The organism is Streptomyces sp. NPDC054813 (assembly GCF_053611365.1).
This window is the reverse complement of the sequence record NZ_JBSHAF010000006.1, coordinates 76989-93982: the sequence shown is the minus strand read 5'-3', so window position 1 is coordinate 93982 and position 16994 is coordinate 76989. Positions and strand designations below refer to the sequence as shown.

General features: G+C 70.4%; 20 protein-coding genes. 8 read left to right on the top strand and 12 right to left on the bottom strand.

The features are described 5' to 3' along the window. Positions 1-118 precede the first annotated feature (118 nt). The gene (locus tag ACWGJB_RS13680; protein WP_453380356.1) at positions 119-328 is read left to right on the top strand and encodes a hypothetical protein; all 210 of its coding nucleotides are present in this window, start codon (positions 119-121) and stop codon (positions 326-328) included. A gap of 9 nt (positions 329-337) precedes the next feature. Beyond that, positions 338-670 (top strand): DUF952 domain-containing protein, encoded by a 333-nt coding sequence (locus ACWGJB_RS13675; RefSeq protein WP_453380355.1) that lies wholly within the window; start codon positions 338-340, stop codon positions 668-670. Here the strand turns inward: ACWGJB_RS13675 and ACWGJB_RS13670 are convergent. From ACWGJB_RS13670 to ACWGJB_RS13640, 7 genes are all read right to left on the bottom strand, one after another. Beyond that, a complete protein-coding gene (locus ACWGJB_RS13670) occupies positions 667-1407 on the bottom strand; it encodes a VOC family protein (protein ID WP_453380354.1) in 741 nt (246 codons plus the stop codon). The two genes, ACWGJB_RS13675 and ACWGJB_RS13670, sit on opposite strands and share 4 nt — an antisense overlap. Positions 1408-1426: 19 nt before the next feature. Then, on the bottom strand, positions 1427-1843 hold the full coding sequence (locus tag ACWGJB_RS13665) for a VOC family protein (protein ID WP_384480609.1): 417 nt from the start codon (positions 1841-1843) through the stop codon (positions 1427-1429). A gap of 37 nt (positions 1844-1880) precedes the next feature. After that, positions 1881-3185 (bottom strand): Clp protease N-terminal domain-containing protein, encoded by a 1305-nt coding sequence (locus ACWGJB_RS13660; RefSeq protein WP_453380353.1) that lies wholly within the window; start codon positions 3183-3185, stop codon positions 1881-1883. A 12-nt stretch (positions 3186-3197) separates the two neighbouring features. Beyond that, entirely contained in the window at positions 3198-4826 is a 1629-nt protein-coding gene (locus tag ACWGJB_RS13655; protein ID WP_453380352.1) for an IS200/IS605 family accessory protein TnpB-related protein, read from the bottom strand. Between the two features lie 168 nt (positions 4827-4994). Beyond that, positions 4995-6302 carry a caspase, EACC1-associated type gene (locus ACWGJB_RS13650; protein ID WP_453380351.1) on the bottom strand — a complete coding sequence of 436 codons (1308 nt, stop codon included), beginning with the start codon at positions 6300-6302 and terminating at the stop codon, positions 4995-4997. 1 nt (position 6303) lies between these two features. Beyond that, positions 6304-6672 carry an effector-associated constant component EACC1 gene (locus ACWGJB_RS13645; RefSeq protein ID WP_453380350.1) on the bottom strand — a complete coding sequence of 123 codons (369 nt, stop codon included), beginning with the start codon at positions 6670-6672 and terminating at the stop codon, positions 6304-6306. A 90-nt stretch (positions 6673-6762) separates the two neighbouring features. Next, positions 6763-7161, bottom strand: a complete 399-nt coding sequence (locus ACWGJB_RS13640; protein WP_453380349.1) for a helix-turn-helix transcriptional regulator — start codon at positions 7159-7161, stop codon at positions 6763-6765. A gap of 106 nt (positions 7162-7267) precedes the next feature. Here ACWGJB_RS13640 and ACWGJB_RS13635 point away from each other — a divergent pair, with 106 nt between their 5' ends. Genes ACWGJB_RS13635 through ppk2 form a run of 3 tightly spaced genes read left to right on the top strand, consistent with a single transcriptional unit; the run spans position 7268 to position 9589 of the window. Then, a complete protein-coding gene (locus ACWGJB_RS13635) occupies positions 7268-8422 on the top strand; it encodes an anion permease (RefSeq protein WP_453380348.1) in 1155 nt (384 codons plus the stop codon). 14 nt (positions 8423-8436) lie between these two features. Continuing rightward, positions 8437-8667 (top strand): hypothetical protein, encoded by a 231-nt coding sequence (locus ACWGJB_RS13630; protein ID WP_360477050.1) that lies wholly within the window; start codon positions 8437-8439, stop codon positions 8665-8667. A 25-nt stretch (positions 8668-8692) separates the two neighbouring features. Continuing rightward, positions 8693-9589: a polyphosphate kinase 2 gene (gene ppk2 / locus ACWGJB_RS13625; protein WP_450755082.1), complete on the top strand. Its 897-nt coding sequence runs from the start codon at positions 8693-8695 to the stop codon at positions 9587-9589. Positions 9590-9823: 234 nt separating this feature from the next. On the opposite strand, the gene sodN is transcribed toward ppk2, so the two are convergent. After that, the gene (gene sodN / locus ACWGJB_RS13620) at positions 9824-10219 is read right to left on the bottom strand and encodes a superoxide dismutase, Ni (protein WP_055634112.1); all 396 of its coding nucleotides are present in this window, start codon (positions 10217-10219) and stop codon (positions 9824-9826) included. Positions 10220-10364: 145 nt separating this feature from the next. Between sodN and sodX the strand changes: the two genes are divergently transcribed. Next, positions 10365-10817: a nickel-type superoxide dismutase maturation protease gene (gene sodX / locus ACWGJB_RS13615; RefSeq protein ID WP_453380652.1), complete on the top strand. Its 453-nt coding sequence runs from the start codon at positions 10365-10367 to the stop codon at positions 10815-10817. On the opposite strand, the gene ACWGJB_RS13610 is transcribed toward sodX, so the two are convergent. After that, on the bottom strand, positions 10703-11350 hold the full coding sequence (locus ACWGJB_RS13610; RefSeq protein ID WP_453380347.1) for a CGNR zinc finger domain-containing protein: 648 nt from the start codon (positions 11348-11350) through the stop codon (positions 10703-10705). The two genes, sodX and ACWGJB_RS13610, sit on opposite strands and share 115 nt — an antisense overlap. A gap of 100 nt (positions 11351-11450) precedes the next feature. On the opposite strand from ACWGJB_RS13610, the gene ACWGJB_RS13605 reads away from it, so the two are divergent. Beyond that, positions 11451-12221: a class I SAM-dependent methyltransferase gene (locus ACWGJB_RS13605; RefSeq protein WP_453380346.1), complete on the top strand. Its 771-nt coding sequence runs from the start codon at positions 11451-11453 to the stop codon at positions 12219-12221. Between the two features lie 121 nt (positions 12222-12342). Here the strand turns inward: ACWGJB_RS13605 and ACWGJB_RS13600 are convergent, their stop codons facing one another. From ACWGJB_RS13600 to ACWGJB_RS13590, 3 genes are read right to left on the bottom strand one after another with little or no spacing between them, the layout of a single operon-like run. Then, positions 12343-13143 carry an amino acid ABC transporter ATP-binding protein gene (locus tag ACWGJB_RS13600; protein WP_351705042.1) on the bottom strand — a complete coding sequence of 267 codons (801 nt, stop codon included), beginning with the start codon at positions 13141-13143 and terminating at the stop codon, positions 12343-12345. Beyond that, a complete protein-coding gene (locus ACWGJB_RS13595) occupies positions 13140-14069 on the bottom strand; it encodes an amino acid ABC transporter permease (RefSeq protein WP_351705045.1) in 930 nt (309 codons plus the stop codon). The genes ACWGJB_RS13600 and ACWGJB_RS13595 overlap by 4 nt, the downstream gene beginning before the upstream one ends. A gap of 30 nt (positions 14070-14099) precedes the next feature. After that, positions 14100-15059 carry an ABC transporter substrate-binding protein gene (locus ACWGJB_RS13590; protein WP_351705048.1) on the bottom strand — a complete coding sequence of 320 codons (960 nt, stop codon included), beginning with the start codon at positions 15057-15059 and terminating at the stop codon, positions 14100-14102. 583 nt (positions 15060-15642) lie between these two features. Between ACWGJB_RS13590 and ACWGJB_RS13585 the strand changes: the two genes are divergently transcribed. Continuing rightward, the gene (locus ACWGJB_RS13585; protein ID WP_453380345.1) at positions 15643-16875 is read left to right on the top strand and encodes an NAD(P)-dependent malic enzyme; all 1233 of its coding nucleotides are present in this window, start codon (positions 15643-15645) and stop codon (positions 16873-16875) included. The last annotated feature ends 119 nt before the right edge of the window (positions 16876-16994 follow it).

The window sequence follows — 16994 nt, the reverse complement described above, 5'->3', positions numbered from 1 at the left end:
CTTCCACGGCGTGCGTGGGCCGCCGACTTCCACTGGGCGGGGGCCCGTCGCCCTTCTGCCGGGCTCTGCCGGTTTCCTTCGGATCCCGGAGATCTCCGTTTCGGCCTAGGCTGGAGATATGGACAGCCAGGAGCGGCTCTGTCCGGAGTGCGGGCAGGCCGTCGAGACAGTGGTGCGTCGGCACAAGACGCTGGGCGCGTGGGTTCCCGTCTGGGGGCCCGGTCCCTGCCGTAATCCCGACTGCGCCGGGAATCGTGCGGGGGAGCAGCCGCCGCCGCAGTCCCCGCCGTCCGAGGCCGCCGGGAAGAACGACCCGGCGACGCCCTAGCGTTACGGTATGACCGGACTTCCGAACATCCTGCACCTCACCGAGCGCTCCCTGTGGGAAGAGGCCCGCGCGCGGGGCAGCTACGAGCTGTCCACCCGCGGCCGCACCCTCCAGGAGGAGGGCTTCATCCACTGCTCCACCCGCGACCAACTCCCGCGCACAGCCGCCTTCCTGTACGGCTCCTACGACGGCCCGGACGAGCTGGTGGTGCTGGTCGTGGACCCGGCACGGGTCGGTGTACCGGTGAAGTGGGAGGCGGCGGAGCCGGGCGGCGAGGAGTTCCCGCACGTGTACGGGCCGATCCCGGTCGCGGCCGTGGTGGACGTCGAGCCCTGGGGCTAGCCCCTGCTCGGGAGCCCGCCCGTCTCCGGGTCCCGGCCGGTCAGGCAGTAGACACCGCCCGCCGGGTCGCGCAGCACCGTCCAGTGCCGGCCGTCGGCCACCTGGACGGCGCCGAGTTCCTCGTGCCTGGCCCGGGTCGCCGCGATGTCCGCGCAGGCCAGGTCGAGGTGGGCGGTGGCGGCCCGCTCGTCGGCCAGCCGCTGGAGCAGGATCCGCACGGGCAGCCCGGCCGGCGGCCTGAGCACCCGGAACTCCGGCAGCGAACCGGTCAGCAGCTCCCAGCCGGTCAGCTCCGCCCAGAACGCGGTCTCCGTCTCGTACGCGGACGGCGGGATGTCGAGGCTGACCTGGTCGAGCCGGCTGCCCGCGACGACCGGCGGCCGTACCGACTCGCCCTGCCAGGGCACCGCGCACCACAACTGCCCGGCCGGCGACCGCAGTACGGCCCAGCCCTCGTGCTCGGCGACCGGTTCGGCGCCGAGCTCCCGGGCCCGCTTCACCAGCCCCGGCACGTCCTCCACGCAGAGGTCCAGGTGGGCTCCGCCGGGCCCCGAGTCGACCCCCTGGACCTTGACGCAGGCGTCGACGCCGGTGGTCGGCAGCAGCGTCACGAACTCGTCGTTCTCCCCGCGGGGTGCGGAGAGGAAGGTGCCCGTGACGGCCGTCCAGAAGGCCTGGGCGGCGGCGAGGTGCGCGGCGGGGCGGTCGGCGAAGGCGTACGTCCAGCGGATGGTCATGGAGGGGATCGTAGAGGGGCTAATTGTCGCGGCGTTCCGTGAAGCGCAGCAGGTTGCCCGCCGGGTCCCGGAACGCGCAGTCCCGGACCCCCCAGTGCTGGTCCGTCGGCTCCTGGATCACGTCACCGCCGTGTTCCCGTACCCGTTCGTACAGCGCGTCGCAGTCGGTGGTGGAGAAGATCACCCCGCGCAGCATCCCCTTGGCGAGCAACTCCGCCATGGCCTGCCGGTCGGCGGGGGAGGCGTCCGGGTTGGCGCCCGGCGGCTCCAGCACGATCTCCACGCCTGGCTGCTGGGGCGACCCGACGGTCACCCAGCGCATCCCCTCGAACGCCACGTCGTTGTGGACCTCCAGGCCGAGAACGTCCCGGTAGAAGGCCAGGGCCTTGTCGTGGTCGTCGACGGCGATGAAACACTGCGCGAGTTTTACGTCCATGGGGTCAGGCTAGGAGGAAACGGCCGACCGTGCCGGGTCAGCTCATGGCCCAGACGTAGGGGTCGTGGCCGGGGGGCGGGGCGGCCCGATCGGTGGGGTCGGGGGCGCGGATGCCCGAGGCGGTGGCGAGGGCCCGGGTGACATGGGCGGCCGTGACGGCCGGCGGGCCGTCCGGGGGCGGGTTCGCGCGGGCGGTGTGGGTGGTGTCGGCCCGTGCCAGGGCCGCCGCCTCGTCGAGGAGGCCGAGGGCCGAGCCGGGCAGCGCCCGGTCGGGGACGTGGTCGTGGGCGAGGGCGGCGGCCGCCGCCAGGGCCTCGTCGGTGAGTGTCACGGCGTGGTGTTCCTCGAGGCGCGCCCGCCCGGCGCGGAGGATCTCGCGTACGTCGGCCGCGGGCGGTTCTTCGAGCGGGACGGGCTGGACGAGGCGGTCGAGGCCGGGGTCGGGGTCCCGGCGGTCGTAGTCCGTGGGTCCGCAGTCGCCGAAGACCAGCACGCCCGGGGTCTCCAGGAGCGGGCGGAGCAGGCCGAGGGGGGTGGTGGTGCCCTCGGGCAGGTGCAGCGGGGTGAGGGCGCCGGGCAGGTGGAGGAGGAGGCCGGTGCTGTCCCTGATCTCGTCGAGGAGGCCGGCGACCAGGGCGGTGCCGCGGGCGCGGTGGCGGGGGTCGGTCAGGACGGCGCCCAGGTCGAGGGCGCGGACCCGGCGGCCGAGAAGGGCGTCCGGTACCCGGCCCTCCTCGACGGCCCGCGCGACCCCCACGGCCACGGCCCTCTTGCCCACGCCGGGCGGGCCGGTGAGGAGCGGGACCCGGCGGTCGCGGCGGGTGAGCGTGCGCAGGACCCGGTCGATCTCCGCGGCCCGGCCGATGACGGGCGCGGCGCCGGCGGCCGGATCCCGGGTGAGGGAGTCCAGCAGGGCGGCGGGGGTGGCCGGGGCGGTGAAGGAGGCGCGGACCCGCCAGGGATCGACCTGGTGTTCCGCGAGGACGTCCACCAGCACGGTGTTCGCGGTGGCCAGCAGGGCGAACAGGATGTGAAAGGGCTGCACGAGCCGGTGACCGAGCCGGTCGGCCTCCTGGGCCGCCAGCTCGAACACGGCGGTGGCCTCACCGGTCAGCGGCAGGAAGTCGCCCGGTTCGACCGTGCCCCTGCCCAGGGCCGTGGTCAACGCCGTGCGCAGCCGTCCGGCGGGTGTGCCGAGCAGTCGTACGACCTCGGTCTCGTCCGCGTCGAGCAGCCCGAGCAGGACATGCCCGGGCTCGACGTACCAGTGCCTGAGCGCCCGTGCCTCGTCGCGGGCGAGGTCGACGACGTCCCGCGCCCGGTCACTGAACCTCTCGTACATGACTCACCGTTCCTAGAGACTGAGTGGGAGTGAGTCCTGTTGCCAGGATTCGTGCTCAGCCGAACACCCCGGACGGTGTTGGGCGTTCTGGTTGACCGCGTTCGCTCCGCGTCCGGCGCCAGTGGATCGTGTCCGTGGTCCGGGGTTGCGTGGGCGGTTTCCCTCACGTCCTGGGGCCGCCGAACTGGCCTGGACGGTCCGATGCCCGGCACCATCGCTCTGGTGGTGCCGGGGCGGTGCCGTCCGTCGCCGGATCGGGTGTCCCAGGGCGCGTCTTCCGATTGCCACGGCGGCTGCGTCGTGGCGGGTGGTCTTCCTGGTCTTGGTGGTGAGGGGTTTCTGCCAGTGCTGGGCGCCCCACTTGCTGGTGTAGGCGGGGTCGACGGCGATGACGGGGATGCCGAGTTCGGCCGCCATGCTGACCAGTCGGGCCCGCAGCCGGGAGGTGGGCATGCCGGAGATGAGCTTGCGGAACCGCCTCTTGCGGCCGTGCTTCTCCCGGGTGGTCTCGGCGGTGAAGTCGAGGTCCTCGATGGCGATCGCGAGACGATGGCGTCTGGCCCAGTGCAGCAGCCGGATCAGCGCGTGCCGGAGTTGGGCGTCGCGGTGCTGGGCGGTACCGGTGAGGTCGTAGCCGAACCGGAGCGGCTGGCCGACGGGGTTGCCGTGCCGGTCGAGGTGCCAGGCGGCGAGGTGGTCGGCGTTGGTGTCGACGCCGACCAGGCCGTTCGCGCGTGCCGCGTCCAACGGCACGGTCTGGACCGGTGGGATGGTCCAGGAGGCGGTGAGGTACCAGCGTCCCCGCACGGTGTCCTCATGGATGCGGTAGGCGACGGCACGGTTCGCGATGATCCGGCCGGCCCACTGCTCGCCTTGGTGCGCGAACGACACCGTCGCGGCCAGGACGTACCGGCCGTGCGGGGCGTTGGCCAGGTGCGCCAGCGGCGTAGGGAGCTTGAGGGAGACCTCGCCGCCGGGGGTGACACGGATGGTCTCGTTGCCGTACCGCTTGCCGGACTCGCCGTCCGCCTGGAGGAACCGGCGGCCGGCCCGCCACCGTGTGCGCCACTCCTCTTCGGCCAACTGCGCCTGCTCCAGGTGGTGCTTGGTGGTCAGCAGCCGCTTCCCGCCGCGCACCACATGCACAACACCTGCCTGCCAGTCGGCTCGCGCGGCCTGAAGCCGGTCTTCGAGGACGTGCAGGCGACGGGACTTGGCGAACCACTCCTGTTTGCTGCGATAGCCGCCCGGAACACGCTTGCCACCTTTCTCGCCCAGAGGCAGGGACAGCCGGTGCCTGATCGTCTGCACCCCGTCCTGAAGGCTGTGGATGTGCGCGAGCCGACCTCGCCGGGCGAGCGCCCACTGATCGTGGGTGGCCTTCGTGATGCTGCCGGCCCAGCGGGAGGAGGACTCCTCGGTGAGGGCGCGCTTGCGCTGCGCCCACTGCTCGCTGTCGTGGTCCAGCCCGGCCGCACACCGCGCCTTCAGATCACGGGAGGCGAGCGAACCCAGATGGTCACCGACCAGGCACAGCACCTTCATGTCCTCGCCGGCCAGACCCTTGAGCCGGGTACGGACCGCGACCCCCGAAGGACCGGGCACCACGAACGGTGCCGCCACCTCCCGCAGCCCACCCACCGCCCCACCCCCGACTCGGTGTCGCCGAATTCCGTCACCCACCCAACGACCAGCACCGACCAAGGTCACACATTCGAGACAAGAAACTTCGTTCTCCACCCGGCGCGTGCGCCCGCCACCGCCCGAAGACTCACTCATTCGTGCCAGAACGCGCTCACCTACCGTCGATCACCACCTGTTCACAACCCCCGCCAGATCCTCCCGGGCTCTTCGGGTGTGCGGATGCTCCGGGCCCAGCAGCCGCTCCCGCACCGCCACCACCTCCCGCAGCAGCGCCAGGGCCTCCTCCCGGCCGTCCGCGAAGGCCAGGTTGCGGGCCAGCAGATGCCGGGTCCGCAGCGTGTGCGGATGGTCCGTGCCCAGCACCCGTCCCCGGTCCGCGAGCAGCACCCGGAGCATCCCGACCGCCTCCTCCCGGTGCCCCGCCTCGCCCAGGTTGACGGCGAGGAACTGCCGGGTGCGCAGGGTGTCCGCATGGTCGGGGCCGAGCAACCGCAGCTGGTCGGCGAGGAGGTGGCGCAGCAGCCCGGCCGCCGTCACGGGGCTGCCGGCGCCGCCGAGGCTGTGTGCGTGGGACTGGCGGCCGCGCAGGGTGTCCTCGTGCTCGGCGCCCAGGATCCGGGTCTGTTCGTCGACGATCTCCCGGAGCAGCGCGGCGGCCCCGGTCCAGTCCCCGGCCCGGCCCTGCTCGACGGCGGCCGTGTGGCGGCGGCGCAGCTCGGGTCCGGCGGTGGCGCCGAACGCGCGGTTGATGCCCAGGGCGATCGAACCGGCCGTGCCGGCGCCCCGGTTGAGCGGGGTGGGCAGGCCCTCGGCGGCCATGACGGCGCTCAGCCGGCGGTAGAGGTCGTCGACCGTGAGCAACTCGGGCCCGCCGACGACGCCTTCGCGCAGCAGTCGTATCAACCGGCCCGAGAACGCGGTGTGTTCCTCGTCGGGGAGGGCGAGGGCGACCTGGTCGCGCTGGGCGGAGGTCAGGACGTAGGTGCCGGCCACCTCCAGCCGGTCGATCCGCCCGGTGTCGCCGTTGAGCGAGTCGCCGACGGCCCGGCCGGAGAAACAGCAGTCGAGGACGACCACCTTGGTCTCGGCGGGGGAGTCGAGGACGGCGTCGCGCAGTTTGTCGTACTCCAGGGAGTTGAACTCGGGCGCCTCCCAGCGGCTGTCCGGCAGCGCCAGGTACAGGGTGTGCCGGCGCCCGGCGACCAGGCCGTGACCGGCGTAGTAGACCAGCAGGAGGTCCTCGGCGTCGCCGACGGCGGCGCGCAGCCGGTCGCCGACCGTGCGCAGGTCGCCGTCGTCGAGCAACACCGTGCAGTGGCTCTCGGGGACGAGCCGGTACGGAGGTTCGGTGAGCAGCCCGGCGAGATCGGTGACGGTCCGCTCGACCACCGGCAGATCGGGCAGCGCCGGGTCGGAGTAGCGGCTCGCGCCGATCAGGACGACCCGGGAGCGGTGGGGGTCGGGGAGCCGCACGTCACTCGCCCTGTTCCGGCCGCTCCTCCAGGGCCTGCCGCAGGATCTCCGCCACGTCCTCGCGGCTGACCCGCCTGGCGTCGATCTCGACGGCCGGGCCGCGCTCGTGCCGGACGCTCAGTTTCACGTCGCTGCGGCGCGGTTGGGTGATCCAGGCGCGCAGGCAGGACGCGAGCACGGTGAGCGGGCCGCCCGCGCCCAGCAGTACGGACACCGTGTCGAGTGGGACGCCCAGCTGCCCCTCGGCCGGGCCGTCCCCGGTCAGCCGGACCTTGCCGGCGAGCGCCGGCTCGCCTCTGAGCCAGTCGGTCAGGGACTCGGCGTCCGCGACCGGCTCGGGGCTCAGGACAGAGATGATTGCATTTGCCACGGATCCCCCCGGTGCGTGCACAGACCTTGTCGGGCAACGGTGTTGACCTTGACGGCCAGTGTAGGGCCGGGGCAGCGGAACGTGACCTGGTCAATACGGGCGGCGACGGGGCCGGGTGAACGTACGGGCCACGCAGGACGGGATCACCGTGCTCTCCTCGTGGTCCCGCGCCCGGTACGCGCTCGGCGTCTCCCCGACCAGTTCGGTGAACCGCGAGCTGAAGGATCCGAGCGACGTACAGCCGACGGCCATGCACACCTCCGTCACGGTGAGGTCGCCGCGCCGCAGCAGCGCCTTGGCCCGTTCGACCCGCCGGGTCATGAGATAGCTGTACGGCGTCTCGCCGAAGGCCTTGCGGAAGCTGCGCTGGAAGTGCCCCGGCGACATGAGGGCCGTCCGCGCGAGCTCGGTCATGTCGAGCGGCTCGGCGTACTCGCGGTCCATGCGGTCGCGCGTTCGGCGCAGCCGCCTCAGGTCCTCCAGGGTCATGGCCTCAGCATGGCATGCACATCGCGCCCACGGACCGGGTCTGTTCTTGAGCCTTCGTTTGCCTCCGGTTCTCGCGCAATTGGCTCGCGCTTGTTTGCATAAAGGAATGGACCACATCACGTTCCTCGTGGCGGTCGTGATCGTCACTGCGCTTGCTTTCGACTTCACCAATGGGTTCCACGACACGGCGAACGCGATGGCCACGTCCATCGCGACAGGTGCGCTCAAACCGAAGACGGCCGTTCTGATCAGCGGGGTGCTGAACCTGGTCGGAGCCTTCCTCTCGACGGAGGTCGCCAAGACGATCTCCGGCGGCATTGTGAACGACGCCAAGGTGACCCCAGGGATGATCTTCGCGGGGCTGGTGGGTGCGATCCTCTGGAATCTGCTCACCTGGCTGGTCGGACTGCCCTCCAGTTCCTCGCACGCTCTGTTCGGCGGGCTGATCGGCGCGGTGTGGGTCGGCGCCGGCTCCGGCGCGGTCAACTTCGACAAGGTTCTCGAGAAGATCATCATCCCGGCGTTCGCCTCGCCGGTGGTGGCGGGCATCGCCGCGCTGATCGCGACGTACTGCGCCTACAAACTCACCGCCCGCGGCCGCGAGTCCTCGGTGACCAAGGGATTCCGGCTCGGGCAGATCGGCTCGGCCTCGCTGGTCTCGCTCGCGCACGGCACCAACGACGCCCAGAAGACCATGGGCATCATCACCCTGACCCTCATCTCCGTCGGTGCGCTCCCGGGCGATTCCGGCCCACCGGTCTGGGTCATCTTCACCGCCGGGCTCGCCATCGCCCTCGGCACCTACATCGGCGGCTGGCGGATCATCCGCACCATGGGCAAGGGCCTGACCGAGATCCAGTCCCCGCAGGGCTTCGCGGCGGAGACCGCCTCCACGGCCGTCATCCTGACCTCGGCCCACATGGGCTTCGCCCTGTCCACCACGCAGGTCGCCTCCGGTTCCATCCTCGGCGCGGGCCTCGGCCGCAAGCTCGCGGAGGTCCGCTGGGGCATCGCCGGCCGCATGGTGGCCGCCTGGCTGATCACCCTGCCCTGTGCCGCGCTGGTCGGCGGCCTCTCCGCGGCCGCGGTCAAGCACGGCGGCAACTTCGGCACGATCGTGGTCGCGCTGGTCGGCGCCGCGCTCGCGGCGGGCATCGTCCTGCTGTCGCGTCGCAACCCGATCGACGCCAAGAATGTCAACGACGGCCACGAGGTCGCCGTCCGCACCACGCCCCCGTCCAACGTCGGCACCGCCGCCTGAGTGAGGGAGTCCCCATGAACATCGACTGGACCGCACTCGGCGAGGTCACCGCGGTGAGCATCGGAGTTACATTCGCAGTGGTGGTTGTCTTCGCCTTCGGCGTCCTCGGGCTCGCCCGCCACGAGGGGGCCAAGGAGCAGGGCGGCACCAGCGCCGTGGGCGCCGCCCAGGCGGGGCTGTGCTTCCTCGCCTGCGCGGCGGTGGTGGCGTACGGCATCTACCTGATCGTGCCGCAGTTCCACTGACCCACAAGCCGCTGAGGAGGACTGGATGACGACGCCGGACCTGCTGTCCGACCTGGCCGACCTGAAGGTCGACTACAGCGACCCGGACGACCCCGTACTCATCCGCCCGGACGGATCCCCGATCGACACCTGGCGGGAGAACTACCCGTACCCGCAGCGCATGGAGCGCAAGGAGTACGAGTGGCACAAGCGGCTCCAGCAGATCGAACTGCTGAAGCTGCAGACCTGGATCAAGGAGACCGGGCGCCGGATAGTCATCGTCTTCGAGGGACGGGACGCGGCCGGCAAGGGCGGCACCATCAAGCGCTTCACGGAGCACCTGAACCCCCGTGGCGCGCGGGTGGTGGCGCTGGAGAAGCCCTCCGAGCGCGAGAGCGGCCAGTGGTACTTCCAGCGCTACGTCGAACACCTCCCGACGGCCGGTGAGATCGTCCTCTTCGACCGGTCCTGGTACAACCGGGCCGGCGTCGAGCGGGTCATGGGCTTCTGCTCGGACGACGAGTACCGGCGCTTCATGCGTCAGGCCCCGCTGTTCGAGCGGATGCTGGTGGACGACGGGGTGGACCTGGTGAAGTTCTGGTTCTCGGTCTCGCAGAGCGAGCAGCGGACCCGCTTCACCATCCGCCAGGTCGACCCGGTACGGCAGTGGAAACTCAGCCCGATGGACCTGGCCTCGCTGGACCGCTGGGACGACTACACGGCCGCGAAGGTCGCGATGTTCCGGGAGACGGACACCGAGTACGCCCCCTGGACGGTGGTCAAGAGCAACGACAAGAAGCGGGCCCGCGTCGAGGCCATGCGCAGCGTTCTGGCCCGCTTCGACTACGCCAACAAGGACGAGGAGGTCGTCGGCAGCCCGGACCCGAGGATCGTGGGTGCGGCGGCGGGCCTCCTGGAGGCCGGCGAGGACGACCACCACTAGCCCCGACCCCGAAGAGGCCGGCCGGTTCCCCGGCCGGCCTCTTTGCTTGCGAAACCCGTTGAACGGGGCTCGGCGCGGGGCGCCGGCCTCTTCCGCATGATCCGCACCCGACCGCCGCGACGAAGCGTCCGGTGAGGGCCTCCACCTGTTCCGGGGAAAACGACCGCACCCGGGCCGCCTTGGACGCCGTGGGCGGCGGCCTGCGGGCCGGGTGCGGGCTGGTGGACCGGAAGGTCAGGCCTTCTTGGTCTCCCAGAAGATCTTGTCGATCTCGGCGATGAGCTCCAGGGCCTTCTCGCCGGTCTTCGGGTCCGTGGACGCCTTGGCGGCGGACAGGGCCTTCAGGGTGTCGTTCACCAGAACGTGCAGCTGGGGGTACTTCTCGAAGTGCGGGGGCTTGAAGTAGTCACTCCAGAGCACCGACACGTGGTGCTTGGCAAGCTCGGCGCGCTGCTCCTTGATGACGGTGGCGCGAGCCTGGAAGTGCGGGTCGTCGTTGGCGGCCATCTTCTCCTGCACGGCCTTCACCGACTCCGCCTCGATGCGGGCCTGGGCCGGGTCGTACACACCGCAGGGCAGGTCGCAGTGTGCGCTGACCTTGACCTTGGGGGCAAACAGGCGGGAAAGCATGGAGCATTCCTTCCTCGTGATCGTCTTCTCAGGTGGGACATTACTCCCTGGGAAGCCTGATTTCGCGAGTGCCCCCATGGGCTTAGGACAAAAGTCCAGGGTCAGACTGAGACTGGTGGAGGAACGGACCGGGGAGGTGCCGGCGATGCCGGAGCTGTCGCAGGAGACCGAGCGGGGGAGGGGCGCCGCGCCCTTCGGGCTGGCCGAGGTGACCGGCCCGTCGATGGTGCCCACGCTGTACCAGGGGGATCAGCTCCTGGTGCGGTACGGGGCCCGGGTGAGGGCCGGTGACGTCGTCGTCCTGCGCCATCCTTTCCAGCAGGACCTGCTGGTCGTCAAGCGGGCCGTGGAGATGCGCGAGGGCGGCTGGTGGGTGCTCGGGGACAACGCGTACGCGGGCGGGGACAGCACCGACTACGGGACCGTGCCGGAGGAACTGATCCTCGGCCGCGCCCTGTTCCGCTGGCGGCCGCTCCGGGCCGGTCAGCGTTCGCCGCTGGCGCTGGCGCGCTGGGCGCTCTCGGCGGCCCGCCCGGTGCTCGCCGACCGCTCGGGCAGGTCGGGCCGGTCCGCCTCCAGGCGTTTGCGGGCCCGGTAGGCGGCCACGTTGGCGCGGGTCGCGCAGCGGTCCGAGCAGTAGCGCCGGGAGCGGTTGGTGGAGGTGTCGAGGTAGGCGTTGCGGCACGGCGCCGCCTCGCACAGGCCGAGCCGGTCGACGCCGTACTCGGTGAGGTGGAAGGCCAGGCCCATCGCCGCGATCGCCGCATAGCCCGCGGTGGCGTTGGAGGGGTGGTCGGCCAGGTGCATGTGCCACAGCGGGCGGTCGTCCTCGTCCCGGTGGTCGTGGCCGGAGATCTGCGGTGACACCGGGAATTCGAGCAGCAGTGAGTTCAGCAGGTCCACGGCCAGCGTCTCGTCGCCCCTGTCGGCCGCCTCGAAGACCGCGCGCAGCCGGGCCCGTACCGAGCGGAAGCGGGTGACATCGGCGTCGGTGGTGCGGCGGGCCGCCGACGCGTTGACCCCGAAGAGGTCGCGGACGGCCTCGACCGAGGTCAGGGAGTCCTTGCCCCGGGCCGGTTCCTCGCTGTTGACGAGTCGGACGGCGTAGTCCGAGTAATAGGCCAGTTCCACTTGTAGTCCTTACGGGGGTGTTCTACGGTCAGTGGTGCGGTCGGGTAACAGCCGGTCGTGCTTCCAGGGTATTACGGGACTCGTACGGCGGAGGGTTGCCATGACGGACGCGCAGACGACCACGACCGGGGCCGACTGGCGGGCCTGGCAGGAGAGCTGGGACCGGCAGCAGGAGTGGTACATGCCGGACCGTGAGGAACGGTTCCGGATCATGCTCGACATGGTCGAGGCGCTCGTCGGTACGGCCCCGCGGGTCCTCGACCTGGCGTGCGGCACCGGCAGCATCACCGCCCGGCTGCTCGACCGCTTCCCGGCGGCGGTGAGCGTCGGAGTCGACCTCGACCCGGCCCTCCTCGCCATCGCCGAGGGCACCTTCGCGGGTGACGAGCGGGCCACGTTCGTCACCGCCGACCTCAAGGACCCCGAGTGGAGCGCGGGGCTGCCGTACGACTCGTACGACGCCGTCCTGACCGCCACGGCCCTGCACTGGCTGCACAGCGAACCCCTCGCGGCCCTCTACGGTCAGGTCGCGGAACTCGTCCGCGACGGCGGTGTCTTCATGAACGCGGACCACATGATCGACGACAGCACGCCCCGGATCAACGCGGCGGAACGGGCGCAGCGGCATCGCCGTATGGATCAGGCCAAGGAGTCGGGAGCGCTCGACTGGGCCGAGTGGTGGCAGCTGGCCGCGCAGGACCCGGTACTGGCCGGGCCGACGGCCCGCCGGTTCGAGATCTACGGCGAGCACGCGGAGGGCGAGATGCCCCCGGCGGCCTGGCACGCACGCGTGCTGCGGGAGAAGGGCTTCGGCGAGGCCCGGGCGGTGTGGTGCTCGCCGTCGGACACGCTGCTGCTCGCGGTCAGGTAGGCGCCGACGGAGCGGAGCGCCGAAGCCCGAAGCGCGAAGGGGCGGTACGAGCATCCTCGTACCGCCCCTTTCCCGTCGCACCGCGACTTCGCGTCGTACCGCGAGGGAATCGTCGTACTCGCTACAGCACCTTCGACAGGAACGACTTCGTGCGGTCGTGCTGGGGGTTGGTCAGAACGTCGCGCGGGTGGCCGGACTCGACCACCACGCCGTCGTCCATGAAGACCAGGCTGTCGCCGACCTCGCGGGCGAAGCCCATCTCGTGGGTGACGACGATCATCGTCATGCCGTCCTCGGCCAGGTCCCGCATCACGTCCAGGACCTCGCCGACCAGCTCCGGGTCGAGCGCGGAGGTCGGCTCGTCGAAGAGCATCAGCTTCGGCTGCATGGCGAGGGCGCGGGCGATCGCGACGCGCTGCTGCTGGCCGCCGGAGAGCTGCGCCGGGTAGTGGCCCTTGCGGTCGCCGAGGCCCACCCGGTCCAGGAGCCGCTCCGCGCGCTCCCGGGCCACCGCCCTGGACTCGCGCTTGACCTGGACCGGCGCCTCCATGACGTTCTCCAGGGCCGTCATGTGCGGGAAGAGGTTGAAGCGCTGGAACACCATGCCGATGTCCCGTCGCTGCGCCGCGACCTCCTTCTCCTTCAGCTCGTAGAGCTTGTCGCCGTGCTGGCGGTAGCCGACCAGACGGCCGTCGACGTACAGCCGGCCGGCGCTGATCTTCTCCAGATGGTTGATGCACCGCAGGAACGTGCTCTTGCCGGAACCGGACGGGCCGATCAGGCAGAACACCTCGCGCGGCAGCACTTCCAGGTCGATGCCCTTGAGGATGTGCGACAGCCCGAACGACTTGTGCACGCCCTCGGCCTTGACCATCGGGGCGCCGCTGCTCGGCGGGGTGATGTCCTTGGCGAGACCGCTCATCGGGCCACCTCCGGGCGGCGGAACGAACCCCACTGGGCCAGATTCTTCCGCAGCCGCTGCAGCGGGGTGGGCGGGAGGTTGCGCGAGGAGCCGCGGGCGTAACGGCGTTCGATGTAGTACTGGACGATGCTGAAGATCGTGGTCAGGAACAGGTACCAGATGCAGGCGACGAAGTACATCTCGACGACCGCCAGCGAGGTGCTGGAGATGTCCGTGGCCTTCTTGATCAGCTCGGGGAGCTGGACCGCGTAGGCCAGCGACGAGGTCTTCAGCATGTTGATGAACTCGTTGCCGGTCGGCGGGATGATGACCCGCATGGCCTGCGGGAGGATCACCCGGCGCAGCGTCTGGCTCTGGGTCATCCCCAGCGCGTGCGAGGCCTCGGTCTGCCCCTCGTCGACCGACTGGATGCCGGCGCGGACGATCTCCGACATGTACGCGGCCTCGTTCAGGCCGAGCCCCAGCAGGGCGGTGAGGACCGGCGTCATCACCTGGTTCATCTCGTCCTTGTAGAACCCCAGGTTCAGGATGGGGAAGACGAGCGCGATGTTGTACCAGAGCAGCAGCTGGACCAGGACCGGGGTGCCGCGGAAGAACCAGATGTAGAACCAGGACACCGTGCTGGTGACCGGGTTCGACGACAGCCGCATCACGGCGAGGACCACGCCGAGCGCGACGCCGAGCACCATGGCCAGCACCGAGATGTAGAGCGTGGTCCAGGCGCCGGAGACGATGCCCTGGTCGAAGAGGTAGTCGGGGATGACGCTGTAGTTGATCTTCGCGTTGGAGAAGGCGATCCCGATCAGCACCACGAGGGCGACGACCACGACGCCGGACACCCAGCGCCCGTAGTGGCGCACCGGGATGGCCTTGATCTGCTCCGGCGGCACGGACGGCGCCGGAGTCTTGTCGACCGTGTCAGTCACAGTGACGGCCCTTCAGTCGTGCCCGGCCGCTCAGGAGCCGCCGTTGGTCTTGGCCTCGGTGACCGCGCCCTGCGCGACGTTCCACTTCTCCAGGATCTTCTGGTAGTCGCCGTTCTTGATGATGGCGGCCACGGCGGCCTGGAGCGCGTCGCGCAGCTGGGTGTTGTCCTTGCTGATCGCGATGCCGTACGGACCGGCCTCGATCTGCTCGCCGACGACCTCGAAGTCCTTGCCGCCGCCGGAGGTCTTGGCGTTGTAGGCGGCCACCGGGAAGTCGTTCAGGTCGGCGACGGAGGCGCCCTGCTTCAGACGGAGCAGCGCCTCGGGGTCGGTGTCGAAGGTCTGGAGGTCGATGGCCTTGTTGCCGTCCTTCGTACACTTCTCGCTCTGAGCCTTGGCGATGCCCTCGGACGTGGTGCCCTTCTGCAGGGCCACGACCTTGCCGCACAGGTCGTCCAGCGACTTGATGCCCTTCGGGTTGCCCTTCTGGACCAGGATCGAGGTGCCGGCGGTGAAGTAGTCGACGAAGTCGACGCCGTTGCCGACCTTCTTGCCGGTGTCGGAGTCGATGCCGTTCTGGCGGTCCTTGGTGTCGTTCATCGCCGACATGATCACGTTGAAGCGGTTGGCCTGCAGGCCCACGATCAGGTTGTCGAACTTGCCGTTCTGGAACTCGAACTTCACACCCAGCTGCTTGCCCAGCGCGTCCGCGATGTCCGGGTCGACACCTACGGCCTTGCCGCTCTGCATGTACTCGACCGGCGGGTAGGCGATGTCCGAGCCCACCTTGATCACGCCGGCCTTGCGGATGTCGTCGGGCAGCTTGCTCGCCAGCGGGGCCGAGGACGTCGAGGAGGAGCCGCTGTCGCTGCCCTTGTCCGTCTGGTCACCGCAGCCGGTGAGGATCAGGGCGCCTGCGACCGCGATCGCACCGAACGCTGCGGTCCTGGAGCGCGCGACAGTGGTACGACGGGTGGAGCTTGCGGTCATGGTGGGTTCCTCCGGCGGTGGGTTGAACAAGCCGATATACCGAGATGCCTGATATGTCGATATGCCGATGGGTCGACGGAAACACACACCTTCGGGTGTCGCGACCTCGTGGGTTTACGGCATCCTGCCATTGGGATTGCTCCAAGCAGACGTGTCACCATGTCAAAATCGGATAACGGGTGACCCCCGTGACGCGTCAGGCCGGTCCTTCCTCGACCCGCCGCCCCGCACATCTGCGGGAATCCGACCTTCCGGCCGGAAGATCTTCGGTTCACCGCCGGTTCATCCCGGGCTGTGCCTCGTGGCCGTCCGCCGGTCACTCGGCCGCTCATCTGTCGGCTACCTACGACATCCGTGATGTGACCTTGCGCCTATTCGACTCGTCGTGGGCGCCGTCCGTCCGGTAAGAAGGTTCTTTACACCCCTCATCCGGGGCTCCAGGGCGCGTGTGCGGCGCGCCCGTCGCGCAGGTGCTCGTGCGTGCCACTCGTACGTATCAGTCATCGGGCCCTGCGCGGTGCCCGTCCACTTCCTCACCGGGAGTGGCCGACCCTCAACCATGCATACCTAAGGGGTAAGACAAGTGGCAGCGGAGATCGTCAATCCTCGCAGCGACAGCGCGTCGGGCAATTCGGACCAGGACGGTGGGGCCGAGCCCCTCGATTCCTTCGATCCGGTGTTCGCCCTGCACCGCGGCGGCAAGATGGCCGTGCAGGCCACCGTGCCGATCCGTGACAAGGACGACCTTTCCCTCGCGTACACGCCCGGAGTCGCGCGCGTGTGCACCGCGATCGCGGAACAGCCCGAGCTGGTCAACGACTACACATGGAAGTCGTCCGTCGTGGCCGTCGTCACCGACGGTACGGCCGTGCTCGGACTCGGGGACATCGGCCCCGAGGCATCCCTCCCGGTGATGGAGGGCAAGGCGATCCTCTTCAAGCAGTTCGGCGGCGTGGACGCGGTCCCGATCGCCCTCGCCTGCACCGACGTCGACGAGATCGTGGAGACCGTCGTCCGGCTCGCCCCGTCCTTCGGCGGGGTCAACCTGGAGGACATCTCGGCGCCGCGGTGCTTCGAGATCGAGCGCAAGCTCCAGGAGCGGCTCGACATCCCGGTCTTCCACGACGACCAGCACGGCACGGCCGTCGTGACGCTGGCGGCGCTGCGGAACGCGGCGCGGCTCAGCCGCCGGGAGATCGGCCAGCTGCGGGCGGTGATCTCGGGCGCCGGCGCGGCCGGGGTCGCGATCGCCAAGATGCTGGTCGAGGCCGGCATCGGGGACGTCGCCCTGGCCGACCGCAAGGGCATCATCTCGGCGGATCGTGACGACCTCACCGCCGTCAAGCGCGAGGTGGCCGGGTTCACCAACAAGGCCGGGCTCAAGGGCACCCTGGAGGACGCGCTGGCCGGCGCCGACGTCTTCATCGGCGTCTCCGGCGGTACGGTCCCGGAGGAGGCCGTCGCCTCCATGGCCGAGGGCGCGTTCGTGTTCGCCATGGCCAACCCGAACCCGGAGGTGCACCCCGACATCGCCCACAAGTACGCGGCGGTCGTCGCGACCGGGCGGTCGGACTTCCCGAACCAGATCAACAACGTGCTGGCGTTCCCCGGGATCTTCGCGGGCGCGCTCCAGGTGCGGGCCTCCCGGATCACGGAGGGGATGAAGATCGCGGCGGCGGAGGCGCTGGCGTCGGTCGTCGGCGACGATCTTGCCGCCGACTACGTCATCCCCTCCCCGTTCGACGAGCGGGTCGCCCCGGCGGTGACCGCGGCGGTGGCCGCGGCCGCGCGGGCCGAAGGTGTTGCCCGGCGGTAACTCGAATGGCCCCGCCCTTCTGGGCGGGGCCATTTCTTTGCCCGCCACCCACCCGTTCGGGTGCCGGTGAGGTGACCGTTGTCCTGGGGGGGGGGGGGGGCCCGCCACCCCCCCCGGCC